Below are 15,577 nucleotides of genomic sequence, written 5' to 3'. Positions count from 1 at the left end.
CAGCGCCAGTTCCCGACTCAGGACGCGAGAAAGCTCGTTCCGGCTGCAACTCCGTCCCAGGTCTGCGGACGCAACTGGGCACCGACCCGTCTGTCAGTATGATTGCTTATCCGCCGAAGCAATCGTCGCGCAACGACTTCGCTTAATGGGCGATCCGGCGATTGCTACATCCACGAGCTTTTCTGATCCGGTCTTTGGGCAAGACCTCCGTTGGATTGGCTGGAGAGTGAGCAACGAGCAGTATCGGAAGTGATACGCAGGTGCTGTAAGGTGTTCTGAAACATCGGGGGCGCTGCGCATGGCGATCGTATTCATCACGGGCAGCACGGACGGTCTGGGCCGCGCGGCTGCGCGATCAATCCTTGATCAAGGCCACCGCGTGGTGCTGCACGCACGCTCCGCCGATCGAGCGGCAGCGTTCGGCCAGCTCTCGTCCCGTGCCGCGGGGCTGGTCATCGGCGATCTCAGGAGTGCCGCCGAGACGAAGAACATCGCCGATCAGGTCAATGCGCTCGGGCGCATGGATGCAATCATCCACAATGCTGGCGTGTACACGCGCCCAAGCCGTGGCTCGACTCCGGAAGGCCACGCCGAAACCCTGGCCATCAACACGCTTGCGCCGTACATGCTGACGGTCTTGATCGAGCGGCCCGGCCGATTGGTGTATCTCAGCAGCGGGCTGCACCGCGGTGGGGAGGGTTCGCTCGACGACCTCGATTGGACGAAGCGGGCATGGGATTCGGCCAAAGCCTATGCCGAGAGCAAGCTGCACGTCGTCGCGCTCGCTTCCGCTCTGGCACGACGCTGGCCCAAGGTCCTGAGCAACGCCGTCGATCCCGGCTGGGTACGTACGAAGATGGGTGGCGCGGGCGCCCCGGGCGACATCGACACTGGACAGCGGACCCAGGTCTGGCTCGCGGTGAGCGAGGATTCCGCCGCCCTGGTGAGCGGACGCTACTGGCATCATCTCCAACAGCAGCAGCCGGCCAGCGAGGCGACCGATCCGATATTTCAGGACCAGCTCATCGGAAAATTGAGCGAGCTGACGGGGGTTGAGCTGCCGGAGGTCTAGGCGACGCAGACAACCACAGTCCGCTTTCGCGGTGTTGCCGGGCTTTCGGGCCTCACTTTCCAGCAATCGACAGGATATCGCTCAGGCGGCCCGTGCCGGCCGCCAAGCCGCGTAGAGACCGACGAGGGTGCCGATGGCGACGAGCGCTGCCGCCAGCAGCAGCTGCAATTGCCCATCGTCGGTAGGACCCACGGACGACACGAGCCTGGTCACGATGACGAACAGAACGCCCACGGAAGCCGCCGCGCCTACACAAAGATGGGCGAGCTCTCGCGTCAGGTTTCCGCCGAGAAGTCCAAGCGCCGTGAAATACATCGCGCAGGCGTTGGGATGAACGAACAAGGCAACGCGCGCGTAGGGACCGTAGGCGTGAAGAAGGGACTCACATCGGCGAAGGGCCGCTTTCGAGGCAACCCGCTGCAAGAGCGGTCTGAAAAATCGAGCCTGTCCGTAACTCAGAACGGCGCCGACGATGATCGCCAGCCACGCCACGATAAAAACCGAAAGATCCGCGGACTTCGGATTGAGTGCGACCGACATCAGGATGAGAGCGGTCCCGGGAAAATAGCCGAAATACGGAAAGATCGATTCCAGGAGCACGCAGACGAACATGAAGACCAGAAACCATGACGAGCCGGTTGCACCCTGGACGATGGCGTTCAAGTCGAACAGGTTCGTCCTGTACAGGACGAGGTACATGCAGATGGCCAGTCCGGCCAGCGCGTAAAACGGCAACGCTCCCGTCAGAAAACGTCTCATCCAACGACCCCGCTTTCATTCACGAGCACGGCGGAGATCATCGATATCAGAACGAGACAACGGAGGCGCATGGCCCATGCTTTAGGCGAATAGGACTACTCCTGTCGAGGGCACTCTTTGCCAGGCAATCCCAACTGAGCCGATCACGCACCACACGTCCCTACCTCGGTATTCGCAACCCACTTCTTCCAGGCCGACGATTGCTCGGGCAGCACGATTTCATCGCTCTCATCGTAGACCACGGCGCGCCCAATTCAAACGAAGGAGGTTCACCCGACCGGTAAGGCCGACATCGATATGGCTCTTCGCGGGTCTCGAGCACGGGCCGAAAAAAGCGCGAGCCCCCGTGCTAGCAATACCGAGCAAACCCATGCCGGAAGCAGGACGGGGACGCCCAGGAAGGAGACCTCGAACGGTCCGCTCCAGAGCAAGGTCAAGATCAGGGGAAAACAGCAGGCCAGTGCGATCGGCCACATTGCGAAGCGATCGTTGCTCGCGCCAGTCGTGGCTGCGTTCTCGCTGCCCATCTGATCGCCCCTACTTGATCGACAAAATCTCGATCTCCTGCGCCCCCGACCCCACGACGTCGCCGACGGCCTTCCCCATCAGCGACCTCGCGACCGGGGCGACGAACGAGATCGTCCCGGCCTTCGGATCGGCTTCGTCCTCGCCGACGATGCGGTAGGTCTGCACGCGGCCATCAGTGCGGCTGAACGTCACCGTGCTGCCGAAGGCGACGACGTCGGTCGAGGTCGGATCGGGCATGACCTGCGCCGTGCGCAGACGTTCGGTGAGATAACGGGCGTCGCGCAGCGGCACGGCCGACTGCCGGCGCTTCTCGTTGACGTCATCGATGCGTTGCGCGGCTTCGTAGGCCTCGCGCGCTTCGGCAAGCTGCGTCTGCAGCGCCTTGTAGCCTGCTTCGGTCACAAGGTTCGGATGCGGCGAGATCGGGCGATCCGGCAACAGCGTCTCGGACGCGGTTTCGGCGCTCTCTTCCTTGGTAAAGGCGACGCTCAATTTCGAGATCCTGTCGAATTGTCCTGGCTGTCGGCAGCACTCCCGCCGCCGATGCCCGGACTATATCTCAAGTTCGACGAAGCGGCGCAGCTTGAAGACGATGTCCGGCACCGCCTGGCGGAACCGGGTCGCATTCTGGAAGCTGGTCGAGAACGGCGCGAAGGTGATCATGGCGTTCCAGTTCCGATAGCCATAGACCGTGACCGAGACGCCGGAACTCGGGAAGCCCTCCATCTTGCTCAGCTCGCCGAGCACGAGATCGGCGATGGCCTCCCCCGGCAGCAGGCGCTTGCCGTCTGGCGTGGTGGCGATTTTCGCAGGCGCCTCGACTGGCCTCGTGGCAACCGGCGGGGCATCGGGCGCAGTCTCGGCTATGGCGGCCGACGGATCAGAAATGGGCGTCTCGACCGGCTCCGGTCCATCCGCAGGCACAGTCGGCGGAACCTCGTCGAGGGGCGGCGGTGCAATAGTGTCTGTGCGCTTGTTACCTCCCAGGATGCTGCTGATCATGGCCACAAGGCCAGCATCCTTTACCTCGTCACTCATCACTCCCCCCGGGATTTCGGCCTACTCTAGCACTGCTCTCGCAGATCGCCACACGGAGATCCAGGACCGGAGCCGCCCGGCCAAGATCGAGTCAGAGACCGAGTTTCCGAGACCGTATTTCGAAGGCCGCATTTCAGGCCCGCCTCTCGATGCCGCGGGGGGCACGCGTTCGATGAAGTCGCACCGCCGCGCGATCCACTACCGCTTATCGAACGGGATATACTGCTGATACTGCTTTGGCACCGAGCTGCGGTAGCGTGCAGGCACGGTGCCGCTGTCGATCGAATGATCGATCTCCTGCTGCCGTGTCATCTTCTTCTTCGCCGGCTTCTTCGACGCGCTCTTCTTGGAATCGGTCGGCTGGCTGGAGGTGTCGGTGGTCGCGGCCGGTGCCGTCGCGGCCGGTGCCGTCGTCGCGGCGGGCGCAGCGGTTGTCGCGGGAGGCGTGGCGGTTCCGCCGGCGGCCGGTGCGCCCTGCGCTAGAGCAAGCGGCGATTGCGTCAGGAGCAACAGCGCTGCCGTCGCAGCCAGCAAGTATGATTTCTGCATAAGAACCTCCAAAATTGCCTGATCCGAATGAGGCAAGCCTAGTCCCACGGGATCGAGGCGTGCAAGTTTGCCGAGAATAAGTCGGAAGCCACTTCGCGGACTGTGGTGGAGATCACATTAAACGTCGGCGGCCGCGTCACGATGTATCTCGCCCTCGAACGCATTCGGCGTCGCGGACACCAAGATAGGCATGACCGTGCATTCAGACTTGCCATTGGGAACGCCACGCACGGCCGTTCCACCCTCGAAGGAGATTGAAATGCGTCGCACCATCCTCACCCTTGCATCGTTCGCAACCTTGATCGCCGCTTCAGTGTCGGCGGTCCCCGCCCAGGCCGCAAACGACAGGTACTGCCTGCAAGGCCGCCACTGGGGTTACCCCGGCAACTGCCAGTTCGCCAGCTACCAGCAATGTGCCGCCACCGCCTCCGGCACGTCGGCCTATTGCGGCATCAACCCGCGCTACGCGTACTCGCAGCCCTATTATTACTGACGAGTTGGCGGCGCGCACACCCGCGCGCGCCGCCACAGCTCGGCCAAAACAGACCGGCAAGAGCAAACCTGAACGAACCAGAATTGTGTTATCCATGTCGCCGAGTTGAGCCCTCGGGCAGACAGCCACCGCCAAGAATAGGTCTGTAAAATAGACAATGCGAATAGGGGCGTCTAACGATCCGCCGGTTGGCGCGAGGAGTAAGCACCGATGTTTGCGGCGGTCGCAATTCTTCTGCCAGTTGCTCTATTGGCACCGTCATGGACCGTTCTTTTTCTTTTCAATCGGATGACGTTTGCTCGCGCGCTGAAAGCGGCGTGGCACGTATGGATCACGCAGATAATTGCCTCGATCCTACTCGTTCTTCTTGCTGACCGTTTGGGGCTCCTAAATCCAGCCGGCTATACGCTCGCCATATGCGTTTTGGTTGGCTTTGCAGGCGCTTTTTTCCTCCGCTCAAAAGCGAAGAGCAGGGCTTCGCCCGCGGAGCAAAAGCAACGGTAGGCCCTGAGCCATAACCGACGCCGCGGAGAGCCGTGCATCGCGCAACTTCATAGCCCGCAGCGGGGAACCTTTTCAGGGCGGCGCGGTTGGCGTGCGACGGCGTGACCGGAGTACGGCCGCCGCCCATGAAGACCGCGTGGACGAGTGCCCTGAGCGGCTGTCCTCTGCAGTGTCGTCCTGCGCCCTTGCAGCTGACATCGGTGCACGCTCAGCGGACGACGGGACAGGGACAGCAAATGAGGCCTGTAGCGCGACAGCCTTTCAAACCACGCACCACCGAAGAACTGATGGCGCTGCTCAGCGCAGTTGCGACTGCGATTCTGACCGTCATCATCATCTCGATGCTCTATTTCGGCCGGGATATCTTCGTGCCCGTTGCGCTGGCTATTCTCCTCAGCTTCGTGCTGGCGCCGCTGGTCGGGATATTGCAGCGCATCCATGTCCCGCGGGGATTGGCAGTGGTGAGCGTGGTCGTCGTTGCGTTCATGCTGATCTTCGCGATCGGAAGCCTTCTCGCCGCTCAACTGACGCAACTCGCTGGTGACCTGCCCCGATATCAATCGACGATCAGCGAAAAGATCCAGGCGTTTCGGGATACCAAGGCCGGCAGGGGCACGCTGGAGCGTGCTTCCGACATGCTGAAGGATCTCAGCAAGGAGCTTGATAAGCCGAAGGACGCCCCATCCGCGCGCAGCCCCGGCATTATCGCGGGCTCGAATCCCTCCGCGCCACCGGTACCGGTCGAAGTACGCCAGCCCGATCCCGGCGCGTTGGAAAGTCTGCGAACCCTGATTTCTCCGCTCATTCATCCGCTCGCCACCACCGGCATCATCATCATTTTCGTCGTATTCATCCTCATCCAACGCGAGGACCTTCGTAACCGCTTCATCCGGCTGGCGGGCTCGTCGGATCTGCAGCGTACGACCGCTGCGCTGGACGATGCAGCGAGCCGTCTCAGCAAGCTGTTTCTGACCCAGCTCATCCTGAATGGCGCTTTCGGCGTGGTGATCGGCACCGGCCTCTGGTTCATCGGAATTCCAAGCGCGATTCTCTGGGGCATCCTCGCGGCTGCGCTTCGCTTCGTCCCCTATGTCGGCGCCATCATCGCGGCTGCATTCCCGCTGGCGCTGGCGGTGGCCATCGATCCCGGCTGGTCGATGCTGCTTTGGACTCTCGCTCTATTTCTCGTCGTTGAACCGCTCGTGGGCCACGTCGTCGAGCCGATGGTTTACGGCCGCAGCACGGGGCTCTCCCCCGTCGCCGTTGTCGCGTCGGCAACGTTCTGGACAGCGCTTTGGGGACCGATCGGCCTCGTCCTCGCGACTCCCCTCACGATCTGCCTCGTGGTGCTCGGGCGGCATGTGGAGCGATTGGAATTTCTCGACGTGATGTTCGGAGACCGACCGGCGCTTTCTCCTCCGGAAATATTCTATCAGCGGATGCTGGCGGGGGATCCCACGGAGGCGGCCGAAAAGGCCGAAGAGTTCCTGAAAGAGCGTTCGCTGGCTTCGTATTATGACGAGGTCGCCCTGAAGGGTTTGCAGCTGGCGCAAGCCGACGCCGAGCGCAATGCGCTTGACCAGGAACGTCTCACGAAGATCCGAGACGCCGTCAGCGAATTCGCCGCCGATCTCGCCGATCAGGACGACCGGCCGCCGGCGAGGAGCAGTTCAACCACCGATGCGGAAGCATCGTCCGCGGTGGAAGGCATTGCAGAGAATGCGGCCAATGAACACTTGCCGTACCTCCGCAGAGAAACTCTCCCGCCGGATTGGCAGGGTGAACACCCCGTCCTGTGCGTGGCCGGACGCACCCTGATCGATGAGGCGGCCGCGATCATGCTGGCTCAACTCTCGACGGAGCACGGCCTCGCTGCGCGGGTCGAAGGGGCAGCATCGCTTTCCACGACGAACGTCTTTCGCCTGGATACGACGGGCGTGGCGATCGTCTGTCTGGTCTATCTCGATGCCCGCGCCGCGGCACACATGCGGTACTCCGTCCGGCGCCTGCGGCGGAAATTGCCGAAGGCAACCATCATCCTGGGCTGCTGGGTCAAAGACATTGACCCGGCGGCCCTGGAATTGCTGCGGGAGGGCGCCAAAGCTGACCTCGTTGCAACGAGCATCGGCGAGGCCGTCAGGCTGTGCATCGAAGCGACGGGGACGACGGAGCAGGGGCACGAAGCCCCGGGGCAGGATAAATCCACAACGGCTGCAGCGTGAGGCCGATCGATGTCGGCTCCGGGCGACAAGGATCGACGCTGCCAGGCGGAGCGCCTCTCGCTTATCCTCGAAACCTCACGTGAGCACGCACGTTACGGCGCGGCGCCGAGCCCGACCTCAGCGAGCCGCTCCGCGAACCAGCGCGACAGCGGCTGATCGACGATGCTGCTGACATAGACTTCCGAGATCGTCACGCTTTGCCGGTCCAGCACCAGCAGCAGACCCATCCAATAGGGAAACCAGACATGCACGTCGGTCAGCGCCCTCAGCTTGTGCTGGTCGTGATCGAGCGGGGTGTGGTTGCTCGCCTTGCGGATCTCCACCGCGAGCAGATTGTTCGGGATCTCGCGCTGATGCACGACGACATCGGGGTAGATCGACTTGCCGAGATGATCGTCGGTCGAGATGATCGTGCCGTGCGGCAGGTGCAGCGTGCGCTCGCCGAGCCGGTCGTAATTGCAGTCGACTGACCAGCCCGAAAACTGCTTCTCCAGATGCACGGCGAAGCGGTGCGTGACCGCGCGCTCGCCGACGTCCTTCTCGAACAGGAAACCCTCGTGGGCGTAGAAGTCCTGGAGCGCCGCGATCACCTTGTTCAGCTCGGTCTGCATCGTGCCTCCGGGCTCACGGCGCTCTGTCAGTTGACGTCCTACATCTGGACTTCGATCAGGCGCGGCCCGGGCTCGGCGACGGCTTCGGCCAGCGCCTTGTTGAACTCGTCGGCATTGGTGACGGCGCGACCTGGCACACCCATACCCTTGGCCAGTGCCACGAAATCCAGCGTCGGACGGTCGAGCCTGAGCATGTCGTTGGCGCGCTGGCCGGGCTCGCCGGCGCCGACATTGTCGAACTCGCCGCGCAGGATCTGGTAGATGCGGTTGGCGAACACGATGGTGACGATGTCGAGGTTCTCGCGCGCCTGCGTCCAAAGCGACTGGATCGTGTACATCGCGCTGCCGTCACCGACCATGGTGATGACCTTGCGGTCCGGACAGGCGATCGCCGCGCCGATCGAGAGCGGCGTGGAGAAGCCGATCGAGCCGCCCATGTTCTGGAGCCAGTCATGCGGGGCGGCCGCCGCGGTGGGCGGGAAGAAGCCGCGGCCGGTGGTCAGGGATTCGTCGACCATGATCGCGTTCTCCGGGATCGCACAGGCGATCGCCTGCGCGATCGAGGCGAAGGTGAGCGCACCGGTCGGCTTGACCAGTTCGGCCACAGCCTGCGGCTTGACGTCGTTGGCGCTGGCCTTGACGGCGCCGGCGAGCGCCTCGAGCGCCGCGACCGAGTTCTCGCCCCACGAGGTCATGCGATGCACGTCGCAGCCCTCGGGCCGGAGCACGCTCGGCTTGTTCGGATAGGCGAAGAACGCCACGGGATCGTCGGCCTCGACCAGCACGATGTGGCGGAACTTGGCCAGCATCGGCAGCGCCTGGTCGATGACATAGTGGATGCGGTCGATCGAGAAACGGCCGCGGCCGCGCGCCATCTTCGGGCGGAAGGTCGGGCCCATCACCGTGCAGCCGGTCTTGCCGGCGATGCGCTCGGCCAGTGCCAGCGCCTGCTCGCTGAGTGCGCTGCCGGTCATCAGCAGCAGCGTGCCTTCGCCGTCGCCATGCAGGATCCTGGCGGCCTGCTCGACCGCCTGCGGCGAATAGCTCGCGCGCTGCTGCTCGGCCGGAACCTCGGCGATGCCGTCGGCCTCGTTCCAGGCGGTGTCGGCAGGCAGGATCAGGGTCGCGATCTGCGGCGGCGCGCTTTTGGCGGCGGCAATCGCCGCGGCACCATCAGCTGCGACCGATTTGGCATCCGGCGAGGTGCGAACCCAGGACGACATCGGCCGGGCCAGGCCCTCGATGTCCGAGGTGAGCGGGGCGTTGTAGCCGATGTGGTAGACCGCGTGCTGGCCGACGATGTTGACGATGCCGGAATTGGCCTTCTTGGCATTGTGCAGGTTGGCAAGGCCGTTGGCGAGGCCGGGGCCGAGATGCAGCAGGGTCGAGGCCGGCGTGCCCTTCATGCGGAAATAGCCGTCGGCAGCCCCCGTCACCACGCCCTCGAACAGGCCGAGCACGCAGCGCATGCCGGGCACGCGGTCGAGCGCTGCGACAAAATGCATCTCGGAGGTGCCGGGATTGGTGAAGCAGACATCCACCCCGCCCTTGACCATCGTCCGCACCAGGCTTTCCGCACCGTTCATCCCAAAGCTCCCGCAACCAGCATTGTCCAGATATCAGTCCGATCAATCATTGTTTGCGCGTCCCGTCAAAGCAATAGCCGCCATCGCCGCCCTGCCCCGCGCGAGGATGCGTCGGTTTGGCTAATGCCCCGTTCGGATGGAATCGGAAGGGGGCAATAGATTCACTTTTTGACGCGTTTTCCTCATGCGAACCGGTACCCACTTCCCTTGAAAGCGCTCCAACGGTTTTCGGCAAATCGTGGTTGCCGTTTGGTAACGCCGATCGTCGAGCATGGGCTCCCTCACGGGGGCGTGGCTTGCGAAATGCCTGCAAATATGGCCTGTGGCTTCCGTTGAATCGATTTTTTTGCTGGGGGAGAGAATGATTCGGTTTTTTGCCGCGCCGATTGCCGCCATCGCACTGCTGTCGGCCACGGCAGGCGGCGCACTCGCGGAAGAGTTCGACACGCGCGACATCATGGGCGGCGGCCCGAACTTCTTCCGTTCCGGCGCAAATCCCGTTCCCCGCACCACGGTCATGTACAACGGCAATTACGCGCCCGGCACGATCGTGGTGAACACCAGCGAGCGCCGGCTCTACCTGGTTCTCCCCAACGGCCAGGCGCTGCGCTACGGCATCGGCGTCGGCCGCGACGGCTTCCGCTGGGGCGGGGTCCACCGGATCACCGCCAAGAAGGAATGGCCGGCCTGGACCCCGCCGTCGCAGATGTTGGCCCGTCGGCCTGACCTGCCGCGCCACATGAAGGGCGGCGTCGACAATCCGCTCGGCGCGCGCGCGATGTATCTGGGCTCGACGCTGTACCGTATCCACGGCTCCAACGAGCCGGAGACGATCGGCCAGGCAGTCTCCTCAGGCTGCTTCCGCATGACCAATGACGACGTCACCGACCTCTACAGCCGTGTCGCGGTCGGCACCACCGTGGTCGTGCTGAACAATTAGAGCCCGCACACACGCGGTGCGCTCCCTCTCCCGGTTGCGGGAGAGGCTCAAGCCCGCGGCTCCAGCTCGATCACGACGAAGTCCGTTACTCTTGCTGCAAATGAGCGGCGGGAACCGGCAGGACGCGTGAATATGCGGCCTTGTGCGCGCGGGGCGAATGCGGCAGCGTCAGGCAACGATGTACGCATTGACTCCGTCCTCGCCTGCCCTTCGCTTCGCTCTGCTGGCGCTCGCCGCGCTCACATGCGTGCCTGACACCGCGGCCACGGCTGCCGCGGGCGAACTGCCCGCGATCTCCTCGCGCCAACGCAACGAGAGGAAGAGCTTCTCCGACGGCGAGATCGTCGAGGGCTTTCTCAAGACCGCCTTCGGCGCCGAATATCACCTCGCGGGCCGCGTCGACCGCATCCGCAAGTTCCACGGGCCGGTGCGCGTGTTCGCGGAGAGCGACCGCGCCGATCGCAAGACGCAGCTTGCAAAAGTCGTGGCCGATATCGCCAGGCGCGTGCAGCATCTCGACATCGCCATGACCGACACCAATGAGGCGGCGAATGTGCGGGTCAAGCTGGTGCGCGACCGCGATCTCTACCGCACCATGACCAGCTTCTACGGCGCCGAGAAGGCGCGCGAGATACGCAGCTCGCTCGATCCGCAATGCCTGTCCGGCTTCCGCAAGAACGACAATTTCGAGATCGAGCATTCCGACGTCATCCTCACCGTCGACAACGGCGATTTCGTCTTCCTCGACTGCGCCTATGAGGAGCTGCTGCAATCGCTCGGACCCATCAACGACACCGCGAGCGTGCCCTGGACCATGTTCAACGACAACGTCTCGATGGGCTATTTCGACGTCTACGACCAGTACATCCTCAACCTGCTCTACGATCCCCGCATCAAGGCGGGCATGACCGTGGCGGAAGTCAAGGCGGTGCTTCCCTCCGTGCTCAAGGACGTGCGGGCCTGGGTGAAGCGGGTGAATGATCTGAAGGAGTGAAGTCGGTCGTCATTGCGAGCGCAGCGAAGCAATCCAGAATCTCCCCGTAATGACAGTCTGGATTGCTTCGCTGCGCTCGCAATGACGGAGCAAGCTGCACGGCCCTATTGCACGAGATCGGCGACGGTTGTTGCAGCCTTCAGCCCAGTACCGGTGAGAACGGTGACCGTGGTCTCGCTCGCCTTGATGGCACCCGTGGCGGACAGCTTGTCCAGCGCTGCGGCCGCGCTGGCGCTGGTCGGCTCGGCGAACAGGCCCTGGCGCGCGAGACGACGCAGCGCTGCGACGATCTCATCCTCGGTGAGCGCGACGGTGCTGCCGCCGCTTTCGCGCAGGGCGGCAATGATCTCGCGCAGGCGCAGCGGATTCTTGATGGCGGTGCCTTCGGCGACGGTCTTGCTCACCTCGCGCGCGACGGGCGTATCGACACCGGCCTGAAAACTCGCATCGATCGGCGAGCAATTCAGCGGCTGCGCCGCGAACAGGCGTGGCAGCTTCGCAATCTGGCCGGTTTTCAGGAGCTCGCGGAAGCCGAAGGCGCAGCCGAGCAGGCTGCTGCCGGCGCCAACGGGGACGATGACGTTGTCGGGCGCGCGGAAGCCAAGATCCTCCCAGATCTCATAGGCGAGCGACTTGGTGCCTTCGAGGAAGAACGGCTGCCAATTGTGGCTGGCGTAGAAGGTCTCATTCGACTGGCGGATGGCCTCGGCTTCCGACTCCTCGCGTGGCCCTTCGACGAGCTGCACCTCGGCGCCATAGGCCCTCACCTGCGCGATCTTGGCCGGCGACGTGGACGCGGGAGCGAGGATCTTCACACGCATGCCGCCGGCGGCGCCCAGTCCTGCCATCGACGAGCCGCCATTGCCTGAGGAGTCCTCCAGAATGGCCGAGATGCCGATCTGCCGCAGGAAGGACAGCATCACCGCGGAGCCGCGGTCCTTGAAGCTGCCGGTCGGGTTGAACCATTCGAGCTTGAACAGCGGGCGCAGATCGCCCCAGTCCTGCTGCACCAGCGGCGTGCAGCCTTCGCCGAGCGTGATCGGCTTTGCGATCTCGACCGGCAGGGCCGCCCGGTAGCGCCAGAGCGAGCGCGTACGGGACTCGATGTCCTCGCGCGAGATGCCGGCCCCCGGGGTCACCAACAGCGGCGTGCGCTCGTCCGAGCACCAGCGCGGCTGGTCGAGCGGGTAGAGCTGTCCGGTGCGAGGGTCGATGTAGCTGGCGGTGGGCATGCAGGTCTCCAAGACAGGGACGATCTACGATTGGGCCGACGACGGTTTGGGTCCGGGATTTGTGGCTGGCCGAACCAAAGGATGCACTGCCTTGAAAACACGATAAATAGAAATATTTCAATGCCTTGATCCGGTCGCGCCGACACGACGGGGGAGCTGAGCCCGGACGAGGACCCGGCCCTGAAGGCGAATTCTGCAAGCTTGTTAATGACGGGAATGTGGTCGCAAACGGCCCTGCCCGCGTCTCACGATTAACTTGTCTGTCGTCGCCGGCCGCTACAATATGTTGGATTGAGCTTGCGCCGCCGCTGTTCCCTGGCAGGCAACGCAAGCGAGCCAAGGCCCGTCCGAGCGGCGGGCCGTTGGCTTTTTGGGAGCCTGGACATGAGCCGCGCGAACCGCACCGACCACATCCGCCTCACCTCCCATCCGGAGCCGGGGCGGAAGGCCGCCTTTCCGATCCATTGGGGCGCCGCCGATGCACGCGCCCGTGGGCCGATCATCGGCACGGTGTCGCGCGCCGGGGATCGCAACGTGATCGGCAGCCATGGCGGGTCCTACGCGATGTACCGCGCGCTCGCCGTCTCGGCCGGCGCGCTCGATCCCATCCGGCGCCCTGACCTCACCAACACGTTTCCGGCGGCGACCATCGGGCCGTTCCCGCAATGGAGCGATCCCGCAAAAATCGTCGCGCTCGATCCCTGGGGGCATCTGGTCGCCGAAAACTTCCGCCAGGAGATCGCCGAGGGAGCCGACATCCGTCCGAGCATCGCGGTGACGCGGGCGCGGCTGGACCTGCCGGAGATCCGCGAGGCGCTTGCGGCGAAACGTCTGCGCGCCGATGGCGAGGTCGTGCACGCCAATGGCAGCGTGTCCGTGGTGAAGATCGCGATCGATCCGGTATGGTACCTGCCGGGCCTTGCCGCGCGCTTCGGCACGGGCGAGACCGAGCTGCGGCGGACGCTGTTCGAGCAGACCGCCGGCATGTTCCCCGAGCTCGTGACCCGGCCGGACATGAAGGTGTTTCTGCCGCCGATCGGCGGCACCACCGTCTATCTGTTCGGCGACGTGACGAAACTGCCGGACCACCGCACGAAGATCACCTGCCGCGTGCATGACGAGTGCAACGGCTCCGACGTGTTCGGCTCCGACATCTGCACCTGCCGTCCCTACCTGATCCACGGCATCGAGGAATCCGCGCGCGGCGCGCAGGACGGTGGGCTCGGGCTCGTCGTCTACAACCGCAAGGAGGGCCGCGCCCTCGGCGAAGTCACGAAATTCCTGGTCTACAATGCCCGCAAGCGCCAGGAGGATGGCGACGCGGCCGCCGCCTATTTCGAACGCACCGAATGCGTCGCCGGCGTCCAGGATGCACGCTTCCAGCAATTGATGCCTGATACGATCCACTGGCTGGGCCTCAAGCGCATCGACCGCTTCCTGTCGATGAGCGACATGAAATACGACGCGCTGACCTCGCAGGGCATCGACATCGTCGAGCGCGTGCCGATCCCGCCGGAACTGATTCCGGCCGACGCCTATGTCGAAATCGCTGCGAAGAAGGCGGCCGGCTACTACTCGACCGACATCGCGCCCGAGAAGGACGTCGACGGCGTGGTCGGGCGTTCGCTGGAAAAATACTGATCGCGTGATGGCGGACGCATTGGAACTGCAAGCACGCTCGCTGCTCACCGCAATGGCGGTGCGCGCGCGGGCGGGGCAGATGCTAGATCTCGGCCTTGCCGGCAAGCTCTCACATTTCACGATTGATCTCGACCGCATGGATGGCGTTGCGGAGGCGGTGCTTGCGGTCACGCGCAAGGCCTACCCGACACTGGACATCCCTTTCCATGCGCGCTGGCGGCACTTTGTGCTCGGCGGCATCGACCGCTGGGCCGGGCTTGCCGACGCTGTGTCCTGGCCGGACCGCGCGGCGCGGGCGCGCGCGGAGTTCGACCTCGCCATCGTCAGCGTGCTGCTCGATGCAGGCGCGGGTGCCGCGTGGCGCTATCGCGACGCCGTGACGGGCCAAGACATCGGCCGCTCCGAGGGGCTTGCCATCGCAAGCCTCGACATGTTCGCGGGCGGCCTGTTTTCTCGCGACGCGCGGACGACGTTCAGGGCCGATGCGGAAGTGCTCGCAGGACTGCCGCTCGCCGCGCTCACCTCCGCATTTCAGGCGAGCGATGCCAATCCGCTGCTCGGCCTCGAAGGACGCACCGATCTGCTGCACCGTCTGGGCCGGCTGGTCGCTGCGCGTCCGGAAATCTTCGGCCTGAATGATACGCCGCGGCCGGGCGGATTGTTCGATCACATTGCGGCGCAGGCGGATGGCGGCGCCATTGCCGCGCCTGCAATCCTGTCGGCGGTGCTGAACCAGCTCGGACCGATCTGGCCGTCACGGCTCGAACTCGCCGGCGTCCCGCTCGGCGATTGCTGGCGCCATCCGGCGATCAGGACCGATGATGGAACGGCAGGCCTCGTGCCGCTGCACAAGCTGTCGCAGTGGCTGAGCTATTCGCTGATCGAGCCGCTCCAGCGCGCGGGCTTTGACGTCACCGACATCGACGGCCTGACCGGGCTTGCCGAATACCGCAATGGCGGGCTGTTCGTGGATCACGAGGTGCTGCGTCTGCGCGACGCCGCCGACTCCGAGCGCGCGCATGCGGTGGATTCGCTGCTCGTCGTGGAGTGGCGCGCGCTGACGGTTGCGCTGCTGGATCGTCTGGCCGAACTCATTCGCGCCAAGCTCGGTCGCACGCCTGAAACCTTGCCGCTCGCCAGCATCCTGGAAGGCGGCACCTGGGCCGCAGGCCGCGCCATTGCGTTTTCGCGCCGATCCGACGGTGCACCGCCGCTGAAGGTGATCAGCGACGGGACGGTATTTTAACCCTCTTCCCTTGTGGGAGAGGGTGGTTTTCGCGAACGCGAAGCCGGGTGAGGGATTGTCTCCGCGGCATATCTCTCGCTTGAGTTCGTGAAAGCAGACCCCTCATCCGGCGCTTCGCGCCACCTTCTCCCACAAGGGGAGAAGGGCAGAAGAGAGCATCCC

15 protein-coding genes are annotated in these 15,577 nt (G+C 64.3%); 8 read left to right on the top strand and 7 right to left on the bottom strand.

The features are described from left to right. The first annotated feature begins 298 nt into the window (after positions 1 to 298). Positions 299 to 1,072, top strand: a complete 774-nt coding sequence (locus tag ACYCVF_RS07385) for an SDR family NAD(P)-dependent oxidoreductase (protein ID WP_459604596.1) — start codon at positions 299 to 301, stop codon at positions 1,070 to 1,072. Positions 1,073 to 1,153: 81 nt separating this feature from the next. Here the strand turns inward: ACYCVF_RS07385 and ACYCVF_RS07380 are convergent, their stop codons facing one another. From ACYCVF_RS07380 to ACYCVF_RS07365, 4 genes are all read right to left on the bottom strand, one after another. Next, positions 1,154 to 1,831, bottom strand: a complete 678-nt coding sequence (locus tag ACYCVF_RS07380; protein WP_459604595.1) for a hypothetical protein — start codon at positions 1,829 to 1,831, stop codon at positions 1,154 to 1,156. Positions 1,832 to 2,368: 537 nt separating this feature from the next. After that, a complete protein-coding gene (greA, locus tag ACYCVF_RS07375) occupies positions 2,369 to 2,851 on the bottom strand; it encodes a transcription elongation factor GreA (RefSeq protein ID WP_459604594.1) in 483 nt (160 codons plus the stop codon). A gap of 60 nt (positions 2,852 to 2,911) precedes the next feature. After that, a complete protein-coding gene (locus ACYCVF_RS07370) occupies positions 2,912 to 3,397 on the bottom strand; it encodes a hypothetical protein (protein ID WP_459604593.1) in 486 nt (161 codons plus the stop codon). Positions 3,398 to 3,595: 198 nt separating this feature from the next. Continuing rightward, on the bottom strand, positions 3,596 to 3,946 hold the full coding sequence (locus tag ACYCVF_RS07365; protein WP_459604592.1) for a hypothetical protein: 351 nt from the start codon (positions 3,944 to 3,946) through the stop codon (positions 3,596 to 3,598). 259 nt (positions 3,947 to 4,205) lie between these two features. On the opposite strand from ACYCVF_RS07365, the gene ACYCVF_RS07360 reads away from it, so the two are divergent. The 3 genes from ACYCVF_RS07360 to ACYCVF_RS07350 all read left to right on the top strand — a co-directional run bounded on the left by ACYCVF_RS07360 (position 4,206) and on the right by ACYCVF_RS07350 (position 7,165). Further along, on the top strand, positions 4,206 to 4,439 hold the full coding sequence (locus ACYCVF_RS07360; protein ID WP_239621555.1) for a DUF3551 domain-containing protein: 234 nt from the start codon (positions 4,206 to 4,208) through the stop codon (positions 4,437 to 4,439). A gap of 210 nt (positions 4,440 to 4,649) precedes the next feature. Beyond that, positions 4,650 to 4,943, top strand: a complete 294-nt coding sequence (locus tag ACYCVF_RS07355) for a hypothetical protein (protein WP_459604591.1) — start codon at positions 4,650 to 4,652, stop codon at positions 4,941 to 4,943. 287 nt (positions 4,944 to 5,230) lie between these two features. After that, the gene (locus tag ACYCVF_RS07350) at positions 5,231 to 7,165 is read left to right on the top strand and encodes an AI-2E family transporter (RefSeq protein WP_459604590.1); all 1,935 of its coding nucleotides are present in this window, start codon (positions 5,231 to 5,233) and stop codon (positions 7,163 to 7,165) included. Positions 7,166 to 7,257: 92 nt separating this feature from the next. On the opposite strand, the gene ACYCVF_RS07345 is transcribed toward ACYCVF_RS07350, so the two are convergent. Both ACYCVF_RS07345 and ACYCVF_RS07340 read right to left on the bottom strand, forming a co-directional pair. Further along, the gene (locus tag ACYCVF_RS07345) at positions 7,258 to 7,776 is read right to left on the bottom strand and encodes a hypothetical protein (protein ID WP_459604589.1); all 519 of its coding nucleotides are present in this window, start codon (positions 7,774 to 7,776) and stop codon (positions 7,258 to 7,260) included. 38 nt (positions 7,777 to 7,814) lie between these two features. Continuing rightward, positions 7,815 to 9,362 (bottom strand): acetolactate synthase large subunit, encoded by a 1,548-nt coding sequence (locus ACYCVF_RS07340; protein ID WP_459604588.1) that lies wholly within the window; start codon positions 9,360 to 9,362, stop codon positions 7,815 to 7,817. Between the two features lie 361 nt (positions 9,363 to 9,723). Between ACYCVF_RS07340 and ACYCVF_RS07335 the strand changes: the two genes are divergently transcribed. Both ACYCVF_RS07335 and ACYCVF_RS07330 read left to right on the top strand, forming a co-directional pair. Beyond that, the gene (locus tag ACYCVF_RS07335) at positions 9,724 to 10,302 is read left to right on the top strand and encodes a L,D-transpeptidase (RefSeq protein ID WP_459604587.1); all 579 of its coding nucleotides are present in this window, start codon (positions 9,724 to 9,726) and stop codon (positions 10,300 to 10,302) included. Between the two features lie 178 nt (positions 10,303 to 10,480). Beyond that, entirely contained in the window at positions 10,481 to 11,296 is an 816-nt protein-coding gene (locus tag ACYCVF_RS07330) for a DUF2927 domain-containing protein (protein WP_459604586.1), read from the top strand. A gap of 104 nt (positions 11,297 to 11,400) precedes the next feature. Here the strand turns inward: ACYCVF_RS07330 and ACYCVF_RS07325 are convergent, their stop codons facing one another. Next, positions 11,401 to 12,528, bottom strand: coding sequence for a threonine synthase (locus tag ACYCVF_RS07325; RefSeq protein WP_459604585.1), 1,128 nt, complete (start codon positions 12,526 to 12,528; stop codon positions 11,401 to 11,403). 384 nt (positions 12,529 to 12,912) lie between these two features. On the opposite strand from ACYCVF_RS07325, the gene ACYCVF_RS07320 reads away from it, so the two are divergent. Next, entirely contained in the window at positions 12,913 to 14,169 is a 1,257-nt protein-coding gene (locus ACYCVF_RS07320) for a GTP cyclohydrolase II (RefSeq protein WP_459604584.1), read from the top strand. 7 nt (positions 14,170 to 14,176) lie between these two features. Further along, positions 14,177 to 15,415: a URC4/urg3 family protein gene (locus ACYCVF_RS07315; RefSeq protein ID WP_459604622.1), complete on the top strand. Its 1,239-nt coding sequence runs from the start codon at positions 14,177 to 14,179 to the stop codon at positions 15,413 to 15,415. Positions 15,416 to 15,577: the final 162 nt, after the last annotated feature.

The sequence above is a fragment of the Bradyrhizobium cedriense genome (assembly GCF_054602315.1).
Note: the sequence above shows the minus strand (reverse complement) of the source record. Positions and strands in the feature narration are given on the sequence as shown.